The sequence below is a fragment of the Aeromonas sp. QDB31 genome, assembly GCF_027707605.1.
GTDB classification, from domain to species: domain Bacteria; phylum Pseudomonadota; class Gammaproteobacteria; order Enterobacterales; family Aeromonadaceae; genus Aeromonas; species Aeromonas media.
In genome coordinates this window covers 46,111-64,052 of sequence record NZ_JAPCIX010000007.1, presented here as the reverse complement: position 1 = coordinate 64,052, position 17,942 = coordinate 46,111, and the positions used below count along the sequence as shown (strand labels likewise).

Genomic DNA, 17,942 nt, shown 5'->3' with positions numbered 1-17,942 from the left:
TCATCCCTCCACGATACGCAGTTGTCCCGAGCGGAAGCGTGCCGCGTGTTCGCTCGGGGTGTTGCCGAAGAAGCGTTTGTATTCGCGGCTGAACTGGGAGCCGCTCTCGTAGCCTACCCTGTCCGCCGCCACCCCGGCCTTGAGGCCGTCGTGCAGCATCATCAGCCGCGCCCGGTGCAGGCGCAGGGTCTTGATGTACTGCAGGGGCGAGGTGGCGGTGGCCGCCTTGAAGTGGTGGTGGAAGGCCGAGACGCTCATGTTCGCCTCCCGGGCCAGCTCCTCCACCGTCAGGTTCTCGGTAAAGCGCTGCTCCATGATACGCAGCACCCGGGCTATCTGGCTCACCTGGCTGTGACGGCTGGCCATGGCCAGCAGGGCGGGGGCCCCCACCTCATGCAGGGCATGGAACAGGATCTCGCGCACTATCTGGGGCCCCAGCACCCGGGCGTGGAGCGGCTTGTCCATCACGTCGATGAGGCGCTCCACGGCGCAGAGCATGGTCTCTGAGAGGGGCACCGAGACCACGCCGCGACCCGGCTCCGCCGGGGCGGGGGCGGCGTCTCCCATCTCCAGCAGCAGGGCTTGCAGTGCCGCCACGTCGATCTCCATCGAGAGCCCCACCAGGGGGGATTCGGGGGAGGCGAAGCACTCGCACTCGCAGGGCAGCGGGAGGGTCATCATCAGGTAGTGTTCGGGGTCGTAGCGGAAGGTGAAGTCCGAGAGATAGCCCACCTTGTGCCCCTGCAGGATGATGATCATGCGCGGCCGGTAGAGCACAGGGATGCGGTCGTGGTGCTCGGTGGTGTAGATGAGGTGCACGCCGGGCACGGGGGCGGCGGTGATCCCCGGGTGCGGCGCCAGGGCGGCGAGGCGGCTGGCGAGGGCGGACTGGTGGGTTGCCGCGACGGGCTGATTTGTACTCATTTATCCAGGCTCAGTAGAAATAGGCAAGAAATCGGCAGAAAGCTCTCTTGATGGTAGGTGGTTATAAGAGAAAAATGCAACCCATACCTTACCGACTACGATCACCCCAGGAGATCCCATGAACAACTTCATCCTGCACACCCCCACCAAGGTGCTGTTCGGCAAGGGCCAGGTGGCCCAGCTGCGCGGCCAGATCCCGGCCGACGCCCGTGTCCTCATCACCTACGGTGGCGGCAGCGTGGTGCGCAGCGGCCTGCTGGCGCAGATCCGCAGCGAGCTGGCGGGCCTGACCCTGTTCGAGTTCGGCGGCATAGAGCCCAACCCGGCTTACGAGACCCTGATGGGGGCGGTCGAGCTGGCCCGTGCCGAGCAGATCGACTTCCTGCTCGCCGTCGGCGGCGGCTCGGTGCTCGATGGCACCAAGTTCATCGCCGCTGCCGCTCACTACGATCTGGCCAGGGAGCCCTGGCACATCCTCGAGACGGTCGGTGGCGAGGTGGCTTCCGCCATTCCCCTCGGCGCCGTGCTGACTCTGCCGGCTACCGGCTCCGAGATGAACATGGGGGCCGTCATCACCCGCAGGAGCAGCGGCGACAAGCAGCACTTCTTCTCCCCCTTCGTGATGCCGCGCTTCGCCGTGCTGGATCCCGCGCTCACCTACACCCTGCCGGCCCGTCAGGTGGCGAACGGCGTGGTGGATGCCTTCATCCACACCCTGGAGCAGTACCTCACCTACCCGGTGGACGCCAAGGTGCAGGATCGCTTCGCCGAAGGCCTGCTGCTGACCCTGGCTGAAGAGGGCCCCAAGGCGCTGGTGGAGCCGGAAAATTACGACGTGCGCGCCAACATCATGTGGAGTGCCACCATGGCGCTCAACGGCCTGATCGGGGCCGGCGTGCCCCAGGACTGGGCCACCCACATGCTGGGCCACGAGCTGACCGCCCTGCACGGCCTGGACCATGCCCAGACCCTGGCGGTGGTGTTGCCGGCACTGCTGCAGGCCAAGCGTGAGCAGAAGCGCGCCAAGCTGCTGCAATACGCCGAGCGGGTCTGGGATCTGCGCAGCGGCAGCGAAGAAGAGCGCATCGACGGCGCGATCAAAGCCACCCGCGACTTCTTCGAGCGGATGGGGGTCAAGACCCGGCTGCGGGACTACGGCCTGGCCGACGCCAATATCGACGCCCTGCTGGCCAAGCTCGAAGAGCACGGCATGACGGCACTCGGGGAGCACGGCGACATCGACCTGGTGCAGAGCCGGCATATTTATGAAGCCGCCTGGTAAGAGGCGAGAGACCAGTTCCAGCCTTGTCCGGGGTTGAATCAGGGGGCCCGCTCCCGCCTTGTGGCGGCGGCGCGGCCCCCGAGTCGTTACAAAACGGTTACTTTTTCCCCTTTCATCTCATCTGATGAGCCAACGGCAGATTTCATAAGAACAAAAAACGCTAAGGTAGAGGCTCGGCAAAACATTTTTTTTGACTGGTTGGATCACTTTTTTCAGCGCATTTTGCTGGTATAAGCCACTAATTTGGTTTGTTTTTTTTAATCATGAGTCGGGATGGGCTGAATTCTGTACCCGCTCGCCCGGGGTCGTGGTTGTAATAAAACTCCAAAATTTGATACTAATCACCTTCGCGCCTGAAAAGCGGGGGCCTGACCATGACAGGAGGTTGAGGTAAAGCCTGCTGATTTTCATAACAAAGGGCCCGTGACCTGCACTTTGATCATGCCTTGTCCCCTCAGACATGAGAGACTGGGCAATGATTGTTTATTAACCATCAGGGAATAGTCATGCAGATTGGAATACCGAGAGAGAGTCTCGCCGGTGAGACCCGGGTCGCAGCGACCCCGGCCACCGTCGAGCAGCTGATAAAGCTCGGCTTCGAGGTCGCCATTGAGGCCGGTGCCGGCCAGCTGGCCAGCTTCGATGATGCCGCCTTCGAGGCTGCCGGTGCCAGCGTGGTGCCGAGCGTCTGGCAAGCCGACCTTGTCTTCAAGGTCAACGCGCCGACCGATGCCGAGATCGCACAAATTAAGGATGGTGCCACCCTGGTGAGCTTCATCTGGCCTGCCCAGAACCCCGAGCTGGTCAAGAAGCTGTCCGAGCGCAACATCAATGTGATGGCGATGGACATGGTGCCGCGGATCTCCCGTGCCCAGTCCCTCGATGCCCTCTCCTCCATGGCCAACATAGGTGGCTATCGCGCCGTGGTCGAAGCCGCCCACCAGTTTGGTCGCTTCTTCACCGGTCAGATCACCGCCGCCGGCAAGGTGCCGCCCGCCAAGGTGCTGGTGATCGGTGCCGGTGTCGCCGGTCTGGCTGCCATCGGGACTGCCGGTTCCCTCGGCGCCATAGTGCGTGCCTTCGACACCCGCCTGGAAGTAGCCGAGCAGATCGAGTCCATGGGTGGGCAATTCCTCAAGCTGGACTTCGGCGGCGAAGATGGCGCCTCCAGCGACGGTTATGCCAAGGTGATGAGCGAAGAGTTCATCAAGGCCGAGATGGAGCTGTTCGCCCAGCAGGCCAAGGAAGTGGACATCATCATCACCACCGCCCTGATCCCGGGCAAGCCGGCACCCAAGCTGATCACCAAGGAGATGGTGGACAGCATGAAGCCGGGCTCCGTCATCGTGGACATGGCGGCCCAGGCCGGCGGCAACTGCGAATACACAGTGCCGGGTGAACTGCATGTCACCGACAACGGCGTCAAGGTGATAGGTTACACCGATCTGCCGGGTCGTCTGCCCGCCCAATCCTCCCAGCTCTATGGTACCAACCTGGTCAACCTGATGAAGCTGATGTGCAAGGAGAAGGACGGCAACGTCGCCATCGACTTCGAAGACGTGGTACAGCGTAACATGACGGTGATCCAGGCCGGTGAAGTCACCTTCCCGCCCCCCGCCATCGCCGTCTCCGCCGCGCCGCAGAAGCCGGCCGCCGCCAAACCGGCAGCGAAGAAGGAAGAAGCCAAGCCCTCCAACAAGAAGTTCGTGTTCGGTGCCCTCGGCATCGCCGCCTTCGGTTGGGTAGCCGCGGTGGCACCTGCCGCCTTCCTCTCCCACTTCACCGTCTTCATCCTGGCCTGTGTGGTCGGTTACTACGTGGTGTGGAACGTCTCTCACGCCCTGCACACGCCGCTGATGTCGGTCACCAATGCCATCTCCGGCATTATCGTGGTCGGTGCCCTGCTGCAGATTGGGCAAGGGTCGACCCTGGTCACCGTATTGGCCTTTATCGCCGTGCTGATTGCCAGTATCAACATCTTCGGTGGCTTCACCGTCACTCAGCGCATGCTGAAGATGTTCCGTAAGGATTAAGGGGGTTTAACGTGTCTCAAGGACTGGTAACAGCATCCTATATCGTTGCCGCCGTGCTCTTCATCCTCAGTCTCGCGGGACTGTCGAAGCAAGAAACGGCCAAGCATGGCAACCTGTTCGGTATCGCGGGGATGGCCATCGCCCTGCTCGCGACCGTGTTCAACCCGGAAACCAGTGGTGTGCACTGGATCATCCTGGCCATGGTCATCGGCGGCGCCATCGGCGTGCGCCTGGCGCTCAAGGTCGAGATGACCGAGATGCCCGAGCTGGTGGCCGTGCTGCACAGCTTCGTGGGCATGGCGGCGGTGCTGGTGGGCTTCAACAGCTTCATCGACTTGCACCCCTCCGCACCGGCTGAGGTCGTCGTCTCCGTCGGCTCCAACCTAGATGCGACCCTGGCTGCAGCCCGGGCGGCGTTCGAGCAGGCGGCCAGCGTCGCCCAGGTCGAGCACCTGTCCGGCGCCATGCTGAACATCCACCTGGTGGAAGTCTTCCTGGGCGTCTTCATCGGTGCCGTGACCTTCACCGGTTCCGTGGTGGCGTTCGGCAAGCTGCGTGGCCTGATCTCTTCCAAGCCGCTGCAACTGCCGCACCGCCACAAGCTGAACCTGCTGGCCGTGGTGGTCTCCATCGCGCTGATGATCCACTTCGTCAACGCCGGTGGCTCCACCTTCGCCCTGCTGCTGATGACTCTGATCGCCTTCGCCTTCGGTTGGCATCTGGTCGCCTCCATCGGTGGTGCCGACATGCCGGTGGTGGTCTCCATGCTGAACTCCTACTCCGGTTGGGCGGCCGCGGCGGCGGGCTTCATGCTCTCCAATGACCTGCTGATCGTGGTGGGTGCCCTGGTGGGTTCCTCCGGTGCCATCCTCTCTTACATCATGTGTAAAGCGATGAACCGCTCCTTCATCTCCGTCATCGCCGGTGGCTTCGGCTCCGACGGTGTGGCCTCCACGGCCGATCAGGAGATGGGCGAGTACCGCGAGACCAACGCCGAAGACGTGGCCGACATGCTGAAGAACGCCAGCTCCGTCATCATCACCCCGGGCTACGGCATGGCGGTGGCGCAGGCCCAGTACCCGGTTGCCGAGATCACCCACAAGCTGCGCGAGCGCGGCGTCAAGGTGCGCTTCGGTATCCACCCGGTGGCCGGTCGTCTGCCTGGTCACATGAACGTGCTGCTGGCGGAAGCCAAGGTCCCCTATGACATCGTGCTGGAAATGGACGAGATCAACGAGGACTTCAGCGATACCGACGTGGTGCTGGTGATTGGTGCGAACGACACCGTCAACCCGGCCGCCATGGAAGATCCGGGCAGCCCCATCGCCGGCATGCCGGTGCTGGAAGTGTGGAAGGCGCAGAACGTCATCGGCTTCAAGCGCTCCATGAACACTGGCTACGCCGGTGTCCAGAACCCGCTGTTCTTCAAGGAGAACACCCAGATGCTGTTTGGCGATGCCAAGGCCAGCGTCGAGGCCATCCTGAAGGCGCTCTAAGCGTCGATGGGATGAGACAAGAGGAGGCTTCGGCCTCCTTTTTTATTGCCCGCTTTTCACTGGGGCGGGCAAGACATTGATGACAAAGGGCCTTGGCCGGATGAGGGGATCCGTTGCCAGCGGCAGGGCAGCAATCCGGTGACGTTGCCCCCGCTGGAAGGCATAATGGCGGCAAAAGGCGAGGGGGCTCAATTTTATTTGAGGCTCGTGCCACTAGAATCAAATAAAGTGACATGGACGGGGTGGCCCGGTGGGCGGCCCTCCAGATAGCACCCATACCCCTATACGATGCCTGCGGCACAGTGAACCAGAGAAACCACAGATGAAAGCACAATGGACCGACTTTATTACTCTGCTCAAGCGTGAAGTGGTGCCGGCCCTGGGCTGCACCGAACCCATGTCGGTGGCGCTGGCCGCCGCCAACTGCCGCAAGCTGCTGGGGCAGGTCCCGACCCGCATCAGCGTCTGGGTCAGCGGCAACCTGTTCAAGAACGGCATGGGGGTCGGGGTCCCCGGCACCGGCATGATTGGCCTGCCGGTCGCCGCCGCCGTCGGCATCACCGGGGGCAACCCGGATGCGGGTCTGGAGGTGCTCAAAACGCTCACCCCGGCCCAGGTGGATGCCGCCAAGGCGCTGTTGCCCATCATCAAGGTGGATGTGAAGGACGTGCCGGACGTCCTCTACGCCGAGGTGCTGGCCGAGGCCGATGGTCATAGCGCCCGTGTGGTGATCTGCACGGATCACACCCGCATCGTACTGCTGGAAAAGGATGGCGAGGTGCTGATGGAGCAGGACAGTGCCCCCGGGGTGCAGATCCAGCCCGCGAAATCCGACAAGCCGGCCATGACGCTGCGGGAGATCGTGGCGTTTGCCCTTGAGGTGCCGCTGACCGAGATCGCGTTCATCCGCGAGGCGGCCAGCATGAACCAGGCGCTGGCGGATGAGGGCCTGCAGGGCTATGGCCTGCGCATCGGCAAGATCCTGACCGAACAGGTGGAGCGCAAGCTGCTCTCGGACGATCTGATGACCCTGGCCATGCGGCTGTCCTCCGCCGCCTCCGATGCACGCATGGACGGCGCCATGCTGCCCGCCATGTCCAACTCGGGCTCGGGCAACCAGGGCATAGCCGCCACCATGCCGGTGGTCGCCGCCGCCCGCTTCCTCAAGGCCGATGACGAACAGCTGGCCCGGGCTCTGGTGATGAGCCACCTGGTGGCCATCTACATCAAGGCTTACCAGAACAAGCTGTCGGCCCTGTGCGCTGCCAGCACAGCCGCCATGGGCTCGGGGGCCGCCATCACCTGGCTGCTGGGAGGCCAGTTCGAGCAGATCAGCCACTGCATCAACAACATGATTGGTGACGTCTCCGGCATCATCTGCGACGGCGCAGGCAGCGCCTGCTCCATGAAGGTGTCCACTTCCACCTCGGCGGCGGTCAAGTCGTCGCTGATGGCCATCAACAACCTGCACGTGCCCCAGAGCGAGGGCATCGTCTCCGATGACGTGGACCAGACCATAGCGAACCTGGGCCGGCTCTCGAAACAGGGGATGCTGGATACCGACATAGAGATCATCAACATCATGCGGGCCAAGCAACAGGGCAAGGCCGGATGATGAGGGGGGCGGCACTGGCCGCCCCCGGTTTTTACAGATATTGACGTCACCCCGAACGGGGGGCGTGCCGCCACGATGCGGCCAGTTTCGGGGCGAGGCGCAGGGTGCGCCCGTCCATCCATCTCGGGCCTCGCCCGTTTATTTTTGGGGAATCTCATGACTCTTAGCGTTATCGGTAATCTGGCCATCCTGGTCATGTTGCTGCTGTTTCTCTACCGCTTGCAGCAGACCCACGTCAGCTTCACCCGTCGCGTCTTCTCGGGGCTCGGGCTCGGGGTCCTGTTCGGCTGGGCCTTGCAACTGCTGTACGGTGTCGGCTCCGAGGTGCTGGTCCAGACCGGCGACTATCTGGATCTGGTCGGCAGCGGCTACGTGAAACTGCTGCAGATGATCATCATCCCACTCATCATGGTCTCCATCATAGGCGCCATCCTCAAGCTCAGCGGCGGCAGCGCCCTCGGCAAGATCAGCGCCCTGACCATAGGGGTGCTGATCTTCACCACCATGATCGCCGCCGGGGCGGGCATACTGATGTCCAACCTGTTCGGTCTGAGTGCCGAGGGGCTCACCGCTGGCGCCGCCGAGACGGCCCGTGGCGCGGCCCTGCAGACCAGCCTCGGCAGCGTCGAGAGCATGTCTCTTGCCAAGATGGTGCTGGAGTTCATCCCGGCCAACCCCTTCCTCGACATGACGGGTTCACGCAAGACCTCCACCATAGCCGTGGTGATCTTCTCCATCTTCATCGGCCTCTCTGCAACCGGCATCGCCCGCAAGCAGCCCGAGATCTTTGCCAGCTTCGAGCGCTTCATGCAGGTCGCCCACGCCATCGTCATGCGCATGGTGACCCTGGTGCTGCGCCTTACCCCCTACGGCGTGCTGGCGCTGATGGCCAAGGTGGTGTCCGGCTCCAACTACGCGGACATCCTCAACCTGCTGAACTTCGTGCTGGCCTCCTACGGCGCCATCGCCATCATGTTCCTGGTGCACCTGCTGCTGGTGAGCCTGGTGGGGATCAACCCGGTTCGCTTCCTCAAGAAGATCATGCCGGTGCTGGCCTTCGCCTTCACCTCCCGCACCAGTGCGGGCTCCATCCCGATGAACGTGCAGACCCAGACCCGGGCGCTTGGTATTCCTGAGGGCATCGCCAACTTCGCCGCCTCCTTCGGCGCCACCATAGGCCAGAACGGCTGCGCCGGCATCTACCCGGCCATGCTGGCGGTGATGATAGCGCCGACCGTGGGGGTCAACCCGATGGATCCCGGCTTCATCATGACGCTCATCGCCATCATCACCGTCAGCTCCTTCGGGGTGGCCGGAGTGGGGGGCGGCGCCACCTTCGCGGCGCTGATCGTGCTCTCCGCCCTGGACTTCCCGGTGGCCCTGGCGGGTCTGCTCATCTCCATCGAGCCCCTCATCGACATGGGGCGCACCGCCCTCAACGTCTCCGGCTCCATCACCGCTGGTACCCTGACCAGCCGCTTGATGGGACAGACCGATATGGCGGTGTTCAACGGCGACGCCGAGGTAAGCCTGGACGGGGAAGAGTCTGCGGTCTGACCGGGCCCTCTCTTCTGATTTGTTTATGAAAAGGGGAGGCGAGGCCTCCTCTGTCGTGACTGGAGTCAAGCTATGCGTATTGTGATCATCGGTGGCGAAGCCGCCGGCATGAGTGCGGCGGCCAAGGCGCGCCGTCTGGCCAGGGATGCCGAGATAGTGGTGTATGAGGCCTCCGAGGTGATCTCGTTTGGCGCCTGCGGCCTGCCTTATTTCGTGGGGGATGATTTCCAGGAGCCCGGCTACATGGCCGAGTTCACCCCGGAACAGTTCGCCGCCAAGGGGATAGAGGTGAAGACCGGCCACCGGGTGCTGAGCCTCGACGCGGCCGCCCAGACCCTGGTGGTCGAACACAAGGGCGACAGCTTCACCGATCGCTACGATCGGCTGATGATCGCCACCGGCGCCCGTGAAGTGATGCCCCCCATCCCCGGCCTGCAGCAAGAAGGGGTATTCGGCCTGCGCCGCATGGCCGATGGCCTGGCGCTCAAGGCCGCGGTGCAGGATCCGCGCAACAAGAAGGCGGTGGTGATCGGCTCCGGCTTTATCGGGCTGGAGGTGGTGGAGGCCCTGGTCCATCAGGGGAAGGAGGTGCGCCTCATCGAGCTGGCGGACAGGGTCATCCCCGACGCCTTTGACTCGGAGATCACCCAGCATATCGAGACCGAGCTGCGGGAGCAGGGGGTCTGTTTGCATCTCGGCGAGCGGGTCGAGGCCCTGCTGGGGGAGGGCAAGGTCAGCGGCGTGCGCACCGATCGGGGTGAGTATGAGGCCGATATAGTCGTGGTCTGCACCGGGGTCAGGCCCAACACCGAGTTTCTGGCCGACACCGGCATAGCGCGGCTCGGCAATGGCGCCATCGAGGTGGACCGGCAGGGCAGAAGCTCCTTGCCGAATGTCTGGTCGGCGGGGGATTGCGCCAGCGTCTGGCACAGTGTCAAGCAGCAGCAGGTCTATGTGCCGCTCGCCACCATCGCCAACAAGCTGGGGCGCATGGTAGGCGAGAACCTGGCGGGGGCCGAGCAGGTGTTTCCCGGCACCCTGGGTTCGGCGGCGCTCAAGGTGCTGGGGCTGGAGGCGGGTCGCACCGGGCTTTCCGAGCAGGAAGCCCAAGCGATGGGCATCGACTACCGCACCGTGGTGATCAAGGACAAGTGCCACACCAACTACTGCCCGGGTCAGTCCGACATTCACGTCAAGCTGGTCTATGAGGCGGGCAGCAAGCGGCTGCTCGGCGGCCAGATCCTGGGTCGCAAGGGGGCGGTACACCGCATCGACGCCCTGGCGGTGGCCATCACCATGGGGGTCACCACCGAGCAGCTCGGCATGCTGGACTTCGCCTATGCGCCGCCCTTCTCCCGCACCTGGGACGTGCTCAACGTAGCAGGCAACGTAGCCAAGTAGCTGAATGAAGATGACGGCGCATACAGGGCGCCGTCATGGGGCCGCACTCTGCAGGGAAATTGCAGCCATAAAAAAACCGATGCCTTGGCATCGGTTTTTTTGTACCCGTCATGCTCAGCCGCGGCCGAGGCGATTGTCCGGGTAGTTCTTGGCCAGCACTTCGCGGGCGTGGCGGGCCAGGGTCGGCATCTTCAGGGTATCGTAGGCGTTGACCATGATCTCCAGTGCCTTCTCTGTCTCCACAGTGTCGGGATAGGTTTCGACGACCAGCTTGGCGCGGTTGGCGGCGGCGATCAGGGCATCACGCTTGACGTAATACTCGGCCACCCCCAGATCGTAGCGGGCGAGACGGTTCTTCAGACCGACCATGCGGGCACGGGCATCGGCCGCATACTGGCTGTTCGGGTAGTTCTGCAGCATGGTCTTGAAGTCCTGGAAGGCCTGACGGGCGTAGGAGGGGTCCTTGTCGTCCCGATCGATCCCCAGGAAGTCCTGGAAGAAGTTGTAGTCCGCCGCCATGTTGGTCAGACCGCGCATGTAGAACACGTAATCGATGTTCTTGTGCGCCGGATTGAGGCGGATGAAACGGTCGATATTGGCGATCGCCTGGGCGGTGTCATCCTGCTTGTAGTAGGCGTAGATGAGGTCGAGCTGCACCTGGTTCGAGTAGGCACCAAAGGGATAACGAGAGTCCAGGGCTTCCAGCAACTCGATGGCATTCAGGTAGTTGCCTGTGTCCAGCTTGAGACGGGCTTTCTGGTACAGAACTTCCGGCGGTTCGTCGGGAACCTTGGGTTTGGTGCTGGAACAACCAGTGATCAGCGTAGCGACCAAGGCGAGCGACATCAGCAGGCGAGACTTCTTTCCCATCAACAACATCCGGTCCATTTCCACGAAATTGGCAAAGTATCCGTTATGCTTGGCTAAAAGAAAAGCTAGAATACCCGGATTATTTCGAATTGATACCCCCGCTCAAGAGACCATACATGAGCCAGCATATTGAACTGACAGGCGAATTTCAGGATCACCAATTCGGGCAGCGACTCGACCAGGCCCTGGCCGAATTGTTTCCAGACTACTCCCGCACCCGCATCAAGGAGTGGATTTTACAGGACAGAGTGACCCTGGACGGTCAGGTTGCCAATACCCCGCGCGAGAAAGTGGTGGCCGGGCAGCAGGTACATGTAGATGTCGAGTTGGAAGACGATACCCGCTGGGATGCCCAGAACATCGACCTCAACATCGTCTATGAAGATGAACACATTCTGGTGATCGACAAGCCGGCCGGCCTGGTGGTTCACCCGGGCGCCGGCACGCCGGATGGCACTATTCTCAACGCCCTGCTGCACCGCTACCCCGGCATCGCCGAGGTGCCCCGCGCCGGTATAGTGCACCGTCTGGATAAAGACACCACCGGCCTGATGGTGGTTGCCAAGACCATTCCTGCCCAGACCCATCTGGTGGAGGCGCTGCAGGCGCGCCAGATCACCCGTGAGTACGAGGCCGTTGCCATCGGTCACATGACCGCAGGCGGCACGGTCGACGCCCCCATAGGTCGTCACCCGACCCAGCGTACCCACATGGCTGTGGTGCCCAATGGCCGTCCTTCCGTGACCCACTACCGGGTGCACGAGAAGTTCCGTGGCCACACCCGTCTGCGTCTGCGTCTGGAAACCGGTCGTACCCACCAGATCCGTGTCCACATGGCTCACATCAAGCATCCGCTGGTGGGGGATCCCGCTTACGGTGGTCGTCTGCGCCTGCTGCGCAATGCGACCCCTGAACTGACTCTGGCCCTGCGCAACTTCAACCGCCAGGCGCTGCATGCCACCATGCTGAAGCTGGCTCACCCCATCACCGGTGAAGTCATGGAGTGGCACTCTGCCACGCCGCAAGACATGCTGGACCTGATGGAAGTGCTGCGTGCCGATACGCTCGCCAACCCGGACGATTTAGTCTGGAGTTGATGCCAGGTCGGTACCGATGAGAGTGTTGCGTACAGTTATCACCCTGGCCAACCCGGACGATTTGGTCTGGAGTTGATGCAATAGGGCCTGCGTCGGTTTCTGCCGTCGTCCGGCCCGAAGAGATGACAAACGGGGTTCCCTTTCAGGAGCCCCGTTTTTATATCCGTGAATGGAAGGAGTCACAGATGAACTGGATTGAACCCGACTGGCCCTCTCCTGGCAATGTCAGGGCCCTGTCGACCACCCGGGATGGTGGCCTGAGCGAAGGGGTCTTCGCCGGTCTCAACCTGGGGGCCCATGTGGGGGACGAGCCTGCACGGGTCGAGGCCAACCGCGCCCGCCTGCAGCAGGCGGCGCAGATCCCCGGGCCCCTCAACTGGCTCAATCAGGTGCACGGCACTGCCGTCCACTCCGTCAGCGACCAGTACGATGTGGCGCCGGATGCCGATGCGGCCTGCGCCCACGAGGCCGGGCAGGCCTGCATAGTGATGACAGCCGACTGCCTGCCGGTGCTGTTCTGCGACCGGGCTGGCACCCGGGTGGCTGCCGCTCATGCTGGCTGGCGTGGGCTGAAGGAGGGGGTACTGGAAGCCAGTATCGCAGTCATGGGCTGCGAACCGGGGGAGATCCTGGCCTGGCTCGGCCCTGCCATCGGCCCCACGGCCTTTGAAGTGGGGGGCGAGGTGCGCGAGGCCTTTATGGCGGAACAGTCGGAAGCGGCTGCGGCCTTCGTCTCTTCGTCCAATGAGGGGAAATGGTTGGCAGACATCTACCAGCTGGCCCGGTTGCGGCTGGCCCGCGCTGGCGTCACCGCCGTCTATGGCGGCGGGTTCTGCACCTTCAGCGACGGCGAGCAGTTCTACTCTTATCGTCGCAACGGCCAGACCGGCCGCATGGCCTCGATTATCTGGTTGGCTGAGTAAGTGTCTGGGGACGTTCCCCCATACCGAGAGCAGTTCTACTGCCCATGTCGTCGCGACGGCCAGACCGGCCGCATTGCCTCCATCATCTGGCTGGTGCCTTGACGAATTTCCCGCCCTGCATCTTGCAAGGGCGGGGATCCTGCCAGCGCCCTCGTTGCAGAAAAAATAACCAGGCTCGCCCCTTGAAATAGCCCGTACGGGCCTCATCTTTCATCTCAGAAAGTTATGTTGTTTGCCGCGCAAGCGGCGTGTCTGTTTCAAAGGGGGAGTGCAATGCGCCTCGATCGCCTGACCAGCAAATTCCAAGTCGCTATTTCCGATGCCCAGTCTCTCGCACTGGGTCGTGACCACCAATTCATCGAACCCGTCCATCTTATGACAGCCCTGCTCAATCAGGATGGCGGCTCCATCCGCCCGCTGCTGACCCTGACCGGGATGGACATCAATGCCCTGCGCTCCCGTCTCGGCGAGGAGCTCGACCGCCTGCCCAAGGTGAGCGGCGTCGAGGGGGATGTGCAACTTTCCAACGGCCTCGGTCGTTTGCTTAACGTCTGTGACAAGCTGGCCCAGCAGCGCAAGGATCAGTTCATCTCGTCCGAGCTGTTCGTACTGGCAGCCCTCGACGAGAAGGGCAACCTGGGGGAGCTGCTGCGCGCCCAGGGTCTTACCAAGGAGAAATTGGAAGCGGCCATCGACAAGGTGCGTGGCGGCAAGAAGATCGATGATGCCAACGCCGAGGAGAACCGCCAGGCGCTGGAGAAGTACACCATCGATCTGACCGAGCGGGCCGAACTCGGCAAACTCGACCCGGTGATCGGCCGGGATGAAGAGATCCGCCGTACCATCCAGGTGCTGCAACGCCGTACCAAGAATAACCCGGTGCTGATCGGCGCCCCCGGCGTCGGCAAGACCGCCATCGTCGAGGGGCTGGCCCAGCGCATCATCAACGGCGAGGTGCCGGAAGGGCTCAAGAACAAGCGGGTGCTGTCGCTGGACATGGGGGCCCTGGTGGCCGGTGCCAAGTATCGCGGCGAGTTCGAGGAGCGGCTCAAGGCGGTGCTGAGCGATCTGGCCAAGGAGGAGGGCAACGTCATCCTCTTCGTGGACGAGCTGCACACCATGGTCGGCGCCGGCAAGGGCGAGGGGGCCATGGATGCGGGCAACATGCTCAAGCCTGCCCTGGCGCGGGGTGAGCTGCACTGCGTCGGCGCCACCACGCTCGATGAATATCGGCAGTATGTGGAGAAGGATGCCGCCCTGGAGCGCCGCTTCCAGAAGGTGCTGGTGGAGGAGCCCTCGGTGGAGGACACCATCGCCATACTGCGTGGCCTGAAGGAGCGCTATGAGCTGCACCACCATGTGCAGATCACCGACCCGGCGATTGTGGCGGCGGCCCAGCTGTCCCACCGCTACATCGCGGATCGCCAGCTGCCTGACAAGGCCATCGACCTCATCGACGAGGCGGCGGCCAGCATACGGCTGCAGATCGACTCCAAGCCGGAATCCCTGGACCGCCTCGAGCGGCGCATCATCCAGCTCAAGCTGGAGCAGCAGGCGCTGATGAAGGAGGACGACGACGCCAGCCGCAAGCGCCTCGATCTGCTCAATCACGAGCTGGCCGAGAAGGAGCGGGAATACAACGAGCTGGAAGAGGTGTGGAAGGCAGAGAAGGCCGCCCTTGCTGGTACCCAGCACATCAAGGCAGCGTTGGAGCAGGCCCGCCAGGATCTCGAGGTGGCCCGCCGTGCCGGGGATCTCGGCCGCATGTCCGAGCTGCAATATGGCCGCATCCCCGAGCTGGAGAAACAGCTGGATCTCGCCACTCAGGCCGAGATGCAGGAGACCAGCCTGCTGCGCAACCGCGTCACCGACGTGGAGATCGCGGATGTGCTGGCGCGCTGGACCGGGATCCCGGTGGCGCGGATGCTGGAAGGGGAACGGGACAAGCTGCTGCGGATGGAGGATCAGCTGCACAGCCGGGTGATCGGCCAGGAAGAGGCGGTGGACGCCGTTTCCAATGCCATTCGTCGCTCCCGTGCCGGGTTGTCCGATCCGAACCGGCCCATCGGCTCCTTCCTGTTCCTCGGCCCGACCGGGGTGGGCAAGACAGAGCTGTGCAAGGCGCTGGCCGAGTTCCTGTTCGACACCCAGGACGCCATGGTGCGCATCGACATGTCCGAGTTCATGGAGAAGCACAGCGTGGCCCGGTTGGTGGGGGCGCCTCCCGGCTACGTGGGCTACGAGGAGGGCGGTTATCTCACCGAGGCGGTACGCCGTCGCCCCTACTCGGTGATCCTGCTGGACGAGGTTGAGAAGGCGCACCCGGATGTGTTCAACATCCTGTTGCAGGTGCTGGACGACGGTCGCCTGACCGATGGTCAGGGCCGTACCGTGGACTTCCGCAACACCGTGGTCATCATGACCTCCAACCTCGGCTCGGATCTCATTCAGGAGCACTATGCCGAGAAGGACTATGAGGAGATGAAGTCCCTGCTGATGGAGTTGCTGACTCGCAGCTTCCGGCCGGAGTTCATCAACCGGATCGACGAGACCGTGGTGTTCCACCCCCTTGGCGAGGATCACATCAAGTCCATCGCCCGCATCCAGCTGAAGAGCCTGATGGGCCGTCTGGAGTCCCAGGGCTTCGAGGTGGAGGTGAGCGAGGAGCTGCTGACCAAGCTGGTCCATGCCGGTTTCGATCCCGTCTACGGGGCGCGTCCCCTCAAGCGGGCGATCCAGCAGAAGGTGGAGAACCCGTTGGCCCAGGCCCTGCTCAGCGGTCGGGTCATCCCCGGCAAGAAGCTGCTGCTGGGAGCCGACAGCAACGGCCTGACCATGACCCAGTAACCGATCTCGTGTCGGTGCCCACAACGCCAGCCCTCGGGCTGGCGTTGTCATATCTGGTGGCGGTGATTCGGAGGCAAAAAAAACGGCAATCCGAAGATTGCCGGGAGGAATGTATTCGATGCGACCTGGCGTGGGTTGAGCGGGTCGCAGGGGCAAGCCCCGGTTTCGCAGCGGATCATCAGGGATGACCACACGGCTTACAGCCTGCCCGGACTGCGCTCTCTCAGTCCGCACGGCTACACACCTTCTGCATCCGGCATGGGTTGCCGGATGCCATCAATCTGCTTACAGCATGCCCGGGATGGCAGCCTTCATGTCGGATGGCCAGACACCGACCTGTACCTGCCCGATATGCTCTTTTTGCAGCAACAGCATGGCCAGACGGGATTGACCGATGCCGCCGCCGATGGTCTGCGGCATCCGCGCGGCCAGCAGATCCTGGTGCCAGTCATACTGCAGGCGATCCTCGTCCCCTGTGATGGCGAGCTGGCGGCGCAGCGCCTCGGCGTCCACCCGGATCCCCATGGAGGAGATCTCGAAGCTGTCTTCCAGCACCGGGTTCCACACCAGGATGTCGCCGTTCAGACCCGCCAGCCCCAGTTCGCTCTCGCTGCTCCAGTCGTCGTAGTCCGGGGCGCGTACGTCGTGGCGCTCACCGTGGGAGAGGGCACCGCCGATGCCGATGAGGAAGACAGCCCCCAGCTCCTTGGCGATGGCCTGCTCGCGCCCCTTGGCATCGAGATCCGGATAGCGGGTTAGCAGCTCTTCGCTGTGCAGGAACTGGATCTCGCTTGGCAGGAAGGGGGTCAGCGCGTGTTCGGCGCAGACCGCGCGCTCGGTGGCCTTGATGGCGGCCCAGATGCCGCGCACCGTCTCCTGCAGGTAGGCCAGATCCCGGCGCTCACCCGGCATCACCTTCTCCCAGTCCCACTGATCCACATAGACGGAGTGGATGGGGGTCAGCCTGTCTTCGTCCGGGCGCAGCGCCTTCATGTGGGTGTAGATGCCTTCGCCCGGGCCGAAGCCGAAGCGGCCGAGCGTCTGGCGCTTCCACTTGGCCAGGGAGTGAACCACTTCAAAGCTGTGTTCGGGGAGTGTCTTCACCTTCACTTGCACCGCATTCTCGTGGCCAGACAGGTTGTCCTGAGTGCCATCACCGACTCGGCTCAGGATGGGGGCTTGTACCTCCATCAGACCCAGTTGCTGGGCGAGTTGGCGGGAGAACATCTCTTTGACGAAGCTGATCTGTTGTTGGCTGCGAATGTAGTGCTGTTTCATGCTGAATACCTGTTTCAAACTCGTTGGATATGGCGATTCTTCAACAGAATGAGCAACAAATTCAATATTCGATAATAGAAATAGGCTTTACGTATTTTTTTGTTCAAAATATCAGGGTTGTTACTGAGATATCATCAACGGGAGTGCGAAAAAGTGTCGGAAAATTATCGGATCGATAATCTCGATCAGGCCATCCTCACCGCTCTGATGGACAATGCGCGGCTCCCTTACGCCGAGCTTGCCAAGCAACTGGCGGTCAGCCCGGGCACCATCCATGTGCGGGTGGAGAAGATGAAGCAGGCGGGGATCATCGAGGGGACGCGGGTGCAGGTGAACGCGAAGAAGCTGGGTTACGATGTCTGCTGCTTCATCGGGATCAATCTCAAGAGCGCCAAGGATTACCCCTCGGCCCTGGCCAAGCTGCAGGCGCTGGACGAAGTGGTGGAGGCCTACTACACCACGGGTCACTACAGCATCTTCATGAAGGTGATGACCCGCTCCATCGACGAGTTGCAGACGGTGCTGATCCACAAGATCCAGACCATAGACGAGATCCAGTCCACCGAGACGCTGATTTCACTGCAAAATCCCATCCTGCGGGACGTGAAGCCCTGAGTAG

At 62.7% G+C, this 17,942-nt stretch carries 13 protein-coding genes; 10 read left to right on the top strand and 3 right to left on the bottom strand.

Annotation, left to right across the window (positions count from 1 at the left end; genetic code table 11):
• Positions 1-924: an AraC family transcriptional regulator gene (locus PG898_RS09555; protein WP_270823907.1), complete on the bottom strand. Its 924-nt coding sequence runs from the start codon at positions 922-924 to the stop codon at positions 1-3.
• Between the two features lie 118 nt (positions 925-1,042).
• Between PG898_RS09555 and yqhD the strand changes: the two genes are divergently transcribed.
• From yqhD to PG898_RS09525, 6 genes are all read left to right on the top strand, one after another.
• Complete coding sequence (gene yqhD, locus PG898_RS09550; RefSeq protein WP_270823908.1) at positions 1,043-2,206, top strand: alcohol dehydrogenase; 1,164 nt, start codon at positions 1,043-1,045, stop codon at positions 2,204-2,206.
• Positions 2,207-2,712: 506 nt separating this feature from the next.
• Positions 2,713-4,239: a Re/Si-specific NAD(P)(+) transhydrogenase subunit alpha gene (gene pntA / locus PG898_RS09545; protein ID WP_270823909.1), complete on the top strand. Its 1,527-nt coding sequence runs from the start codon at positions 2,713-2,715 to the stop codon at positions 4,237-4,239.
• 11 nt (positions 4,240-4,250) lie between these two features.
• The gene (pntB, locus tag PG898_RS09540; RefSeq protein ID WP_270823910.1) at positions 4,251-5,735 is read left to right on the top strand and encodes a Re/Si-specific NAD(P)(+) transhydrogenase subunit beta; all 1,485 of its coding nucleotides are present in this window, start codon (positions 4,251-4,253) and stop codon (positions 5,733-5,735) included.
• 322 nt (positions 5,736-6,057) lie between these two features.
• The gene (locus PG898_RS09535; RefSeq protein WP_161507680.1) at positions 6,058-7,350 is read left to right on the top strand and encodes an L-cysteine desulfidase family protein; all 1,293 of its coding nucleotides are present in this window, start codon (positions 6,058-6,060) and stop codon (positions 7,348-7,350) included.
• A gap of 156 nt (positions 7,351-7,506) precedes the next feature.
• The gene (locus PG898_RS09530) at positions 7,507-8,907 is read left to right on the top strand and encodes an L-cystine transporter (RefSeq protein WP_270823911.1); all 1,401 of its coding nucleotides are present in this window, start codon (positions 7,507-7,509) and stop codon (positions 8,905-8,907) included.
• A gap of 72 nt (positions 8,908-8,979) precedes the next feature.
• Entirely contained in the window at positions 8,980-10,308 is a 1,329-nt protein-coding gene (locus PG898_RS09525) for a CoA-disulfide reductase (protein WP_270823912.1), read from the top strand.
• Between the two features lie 114 nt (positions 10,309-10,422).
• Here the strand turns inward: PG898_RS09525 and PG898_RS09520 are convergent, their stop codons facing one another.
• Complete coding sequence (locus PG898_RS09520) at positions 10,423-11,178, bottom strand: outer membrane protein assembly factor BamD (RefSeq protein ID WP_270823913.1); 756 nt, start codon at positions 11,176-11,178, stop codon at positions 10,423-10,425.
• A 116-nt stretch (positions 11,179-11,294) separates the two neighbouring features.
• Between PG898_RS09520 and rluD the strand changes: the two genes are divergently transcribed.
• The 3 genes from rluD to clpB all read left to right on the top strand — a co-directional run bounded on the left by rluD (position 11,295) and on the right by clpB (position 16,045).
• Positions 11,295-12,275, top strand: coding sequence for a 23S rRNA pseudouridine(1911/1915/1917) synthase RluD (rluD, locus tag PG898_RS09515; protein ID WP_005324417.1), 981 nt, complete (start codon positions 11,295-11,297; stop codon positions 12,273-12,275).
• Between the two features lie 185 nt (positions 12,276-12,460).
• Positions 12,461-13,198, top strand: a complete 738-nt coding sequence (pgeF, locus tag PG898_RS09510; RefSeq protein WP_270823914.1) for a peptidoglycan editing factor PgeF — start codon at positions 12,461-12,463, stop codon at positions 13,196-13,198.
• 273 nt (positions 13,199-13,471) lie between these two features.
• Positions 13,472-16,045, top strand: a complete 2,574-nt coding sequence (gene clpB / locus PG898_RS09505; protein ID WP_270823915.1) for an ATP-dependent chaperone ClpB — start codon at positions 13,472-13,474, stop codon at positions 16,043-16,045.
• A gap of 285 nt (positions 16,046-16,330) precedes the next feature.
• Here clpB and asnA read toward each other — a convergent pair whose 3' ends face one another.
• On the bottom strand, positions 16,331-17,323 hold the full coding sequence (asnA, locus tag PG898_RS09500; RefSeq protein WP_270823916.1) for an aspartate--ammonia ligase: 993 nt from the start codon (positions 17,321-17,323) through the stop codon (positions 16,331-16,333).
• A gap of 153 nt (positions 17,324-17,476) precedes the next feature.
• On the opposite strand from asnA, the gene asnC reads away from it, so the two are divergent.
• Positions 17,477-17,938, top strand: coding sequence for a transcriptional regulator AsnC (gene asnC, locus PG898_RS09495; protein ID WP_043132833.1), 462 nt, complete (start codon positions 17,477-17,479; stop codon positions 17,936-17,938).
• Positions 17,939-17,942: the final 4 nt, after the last annotated feature.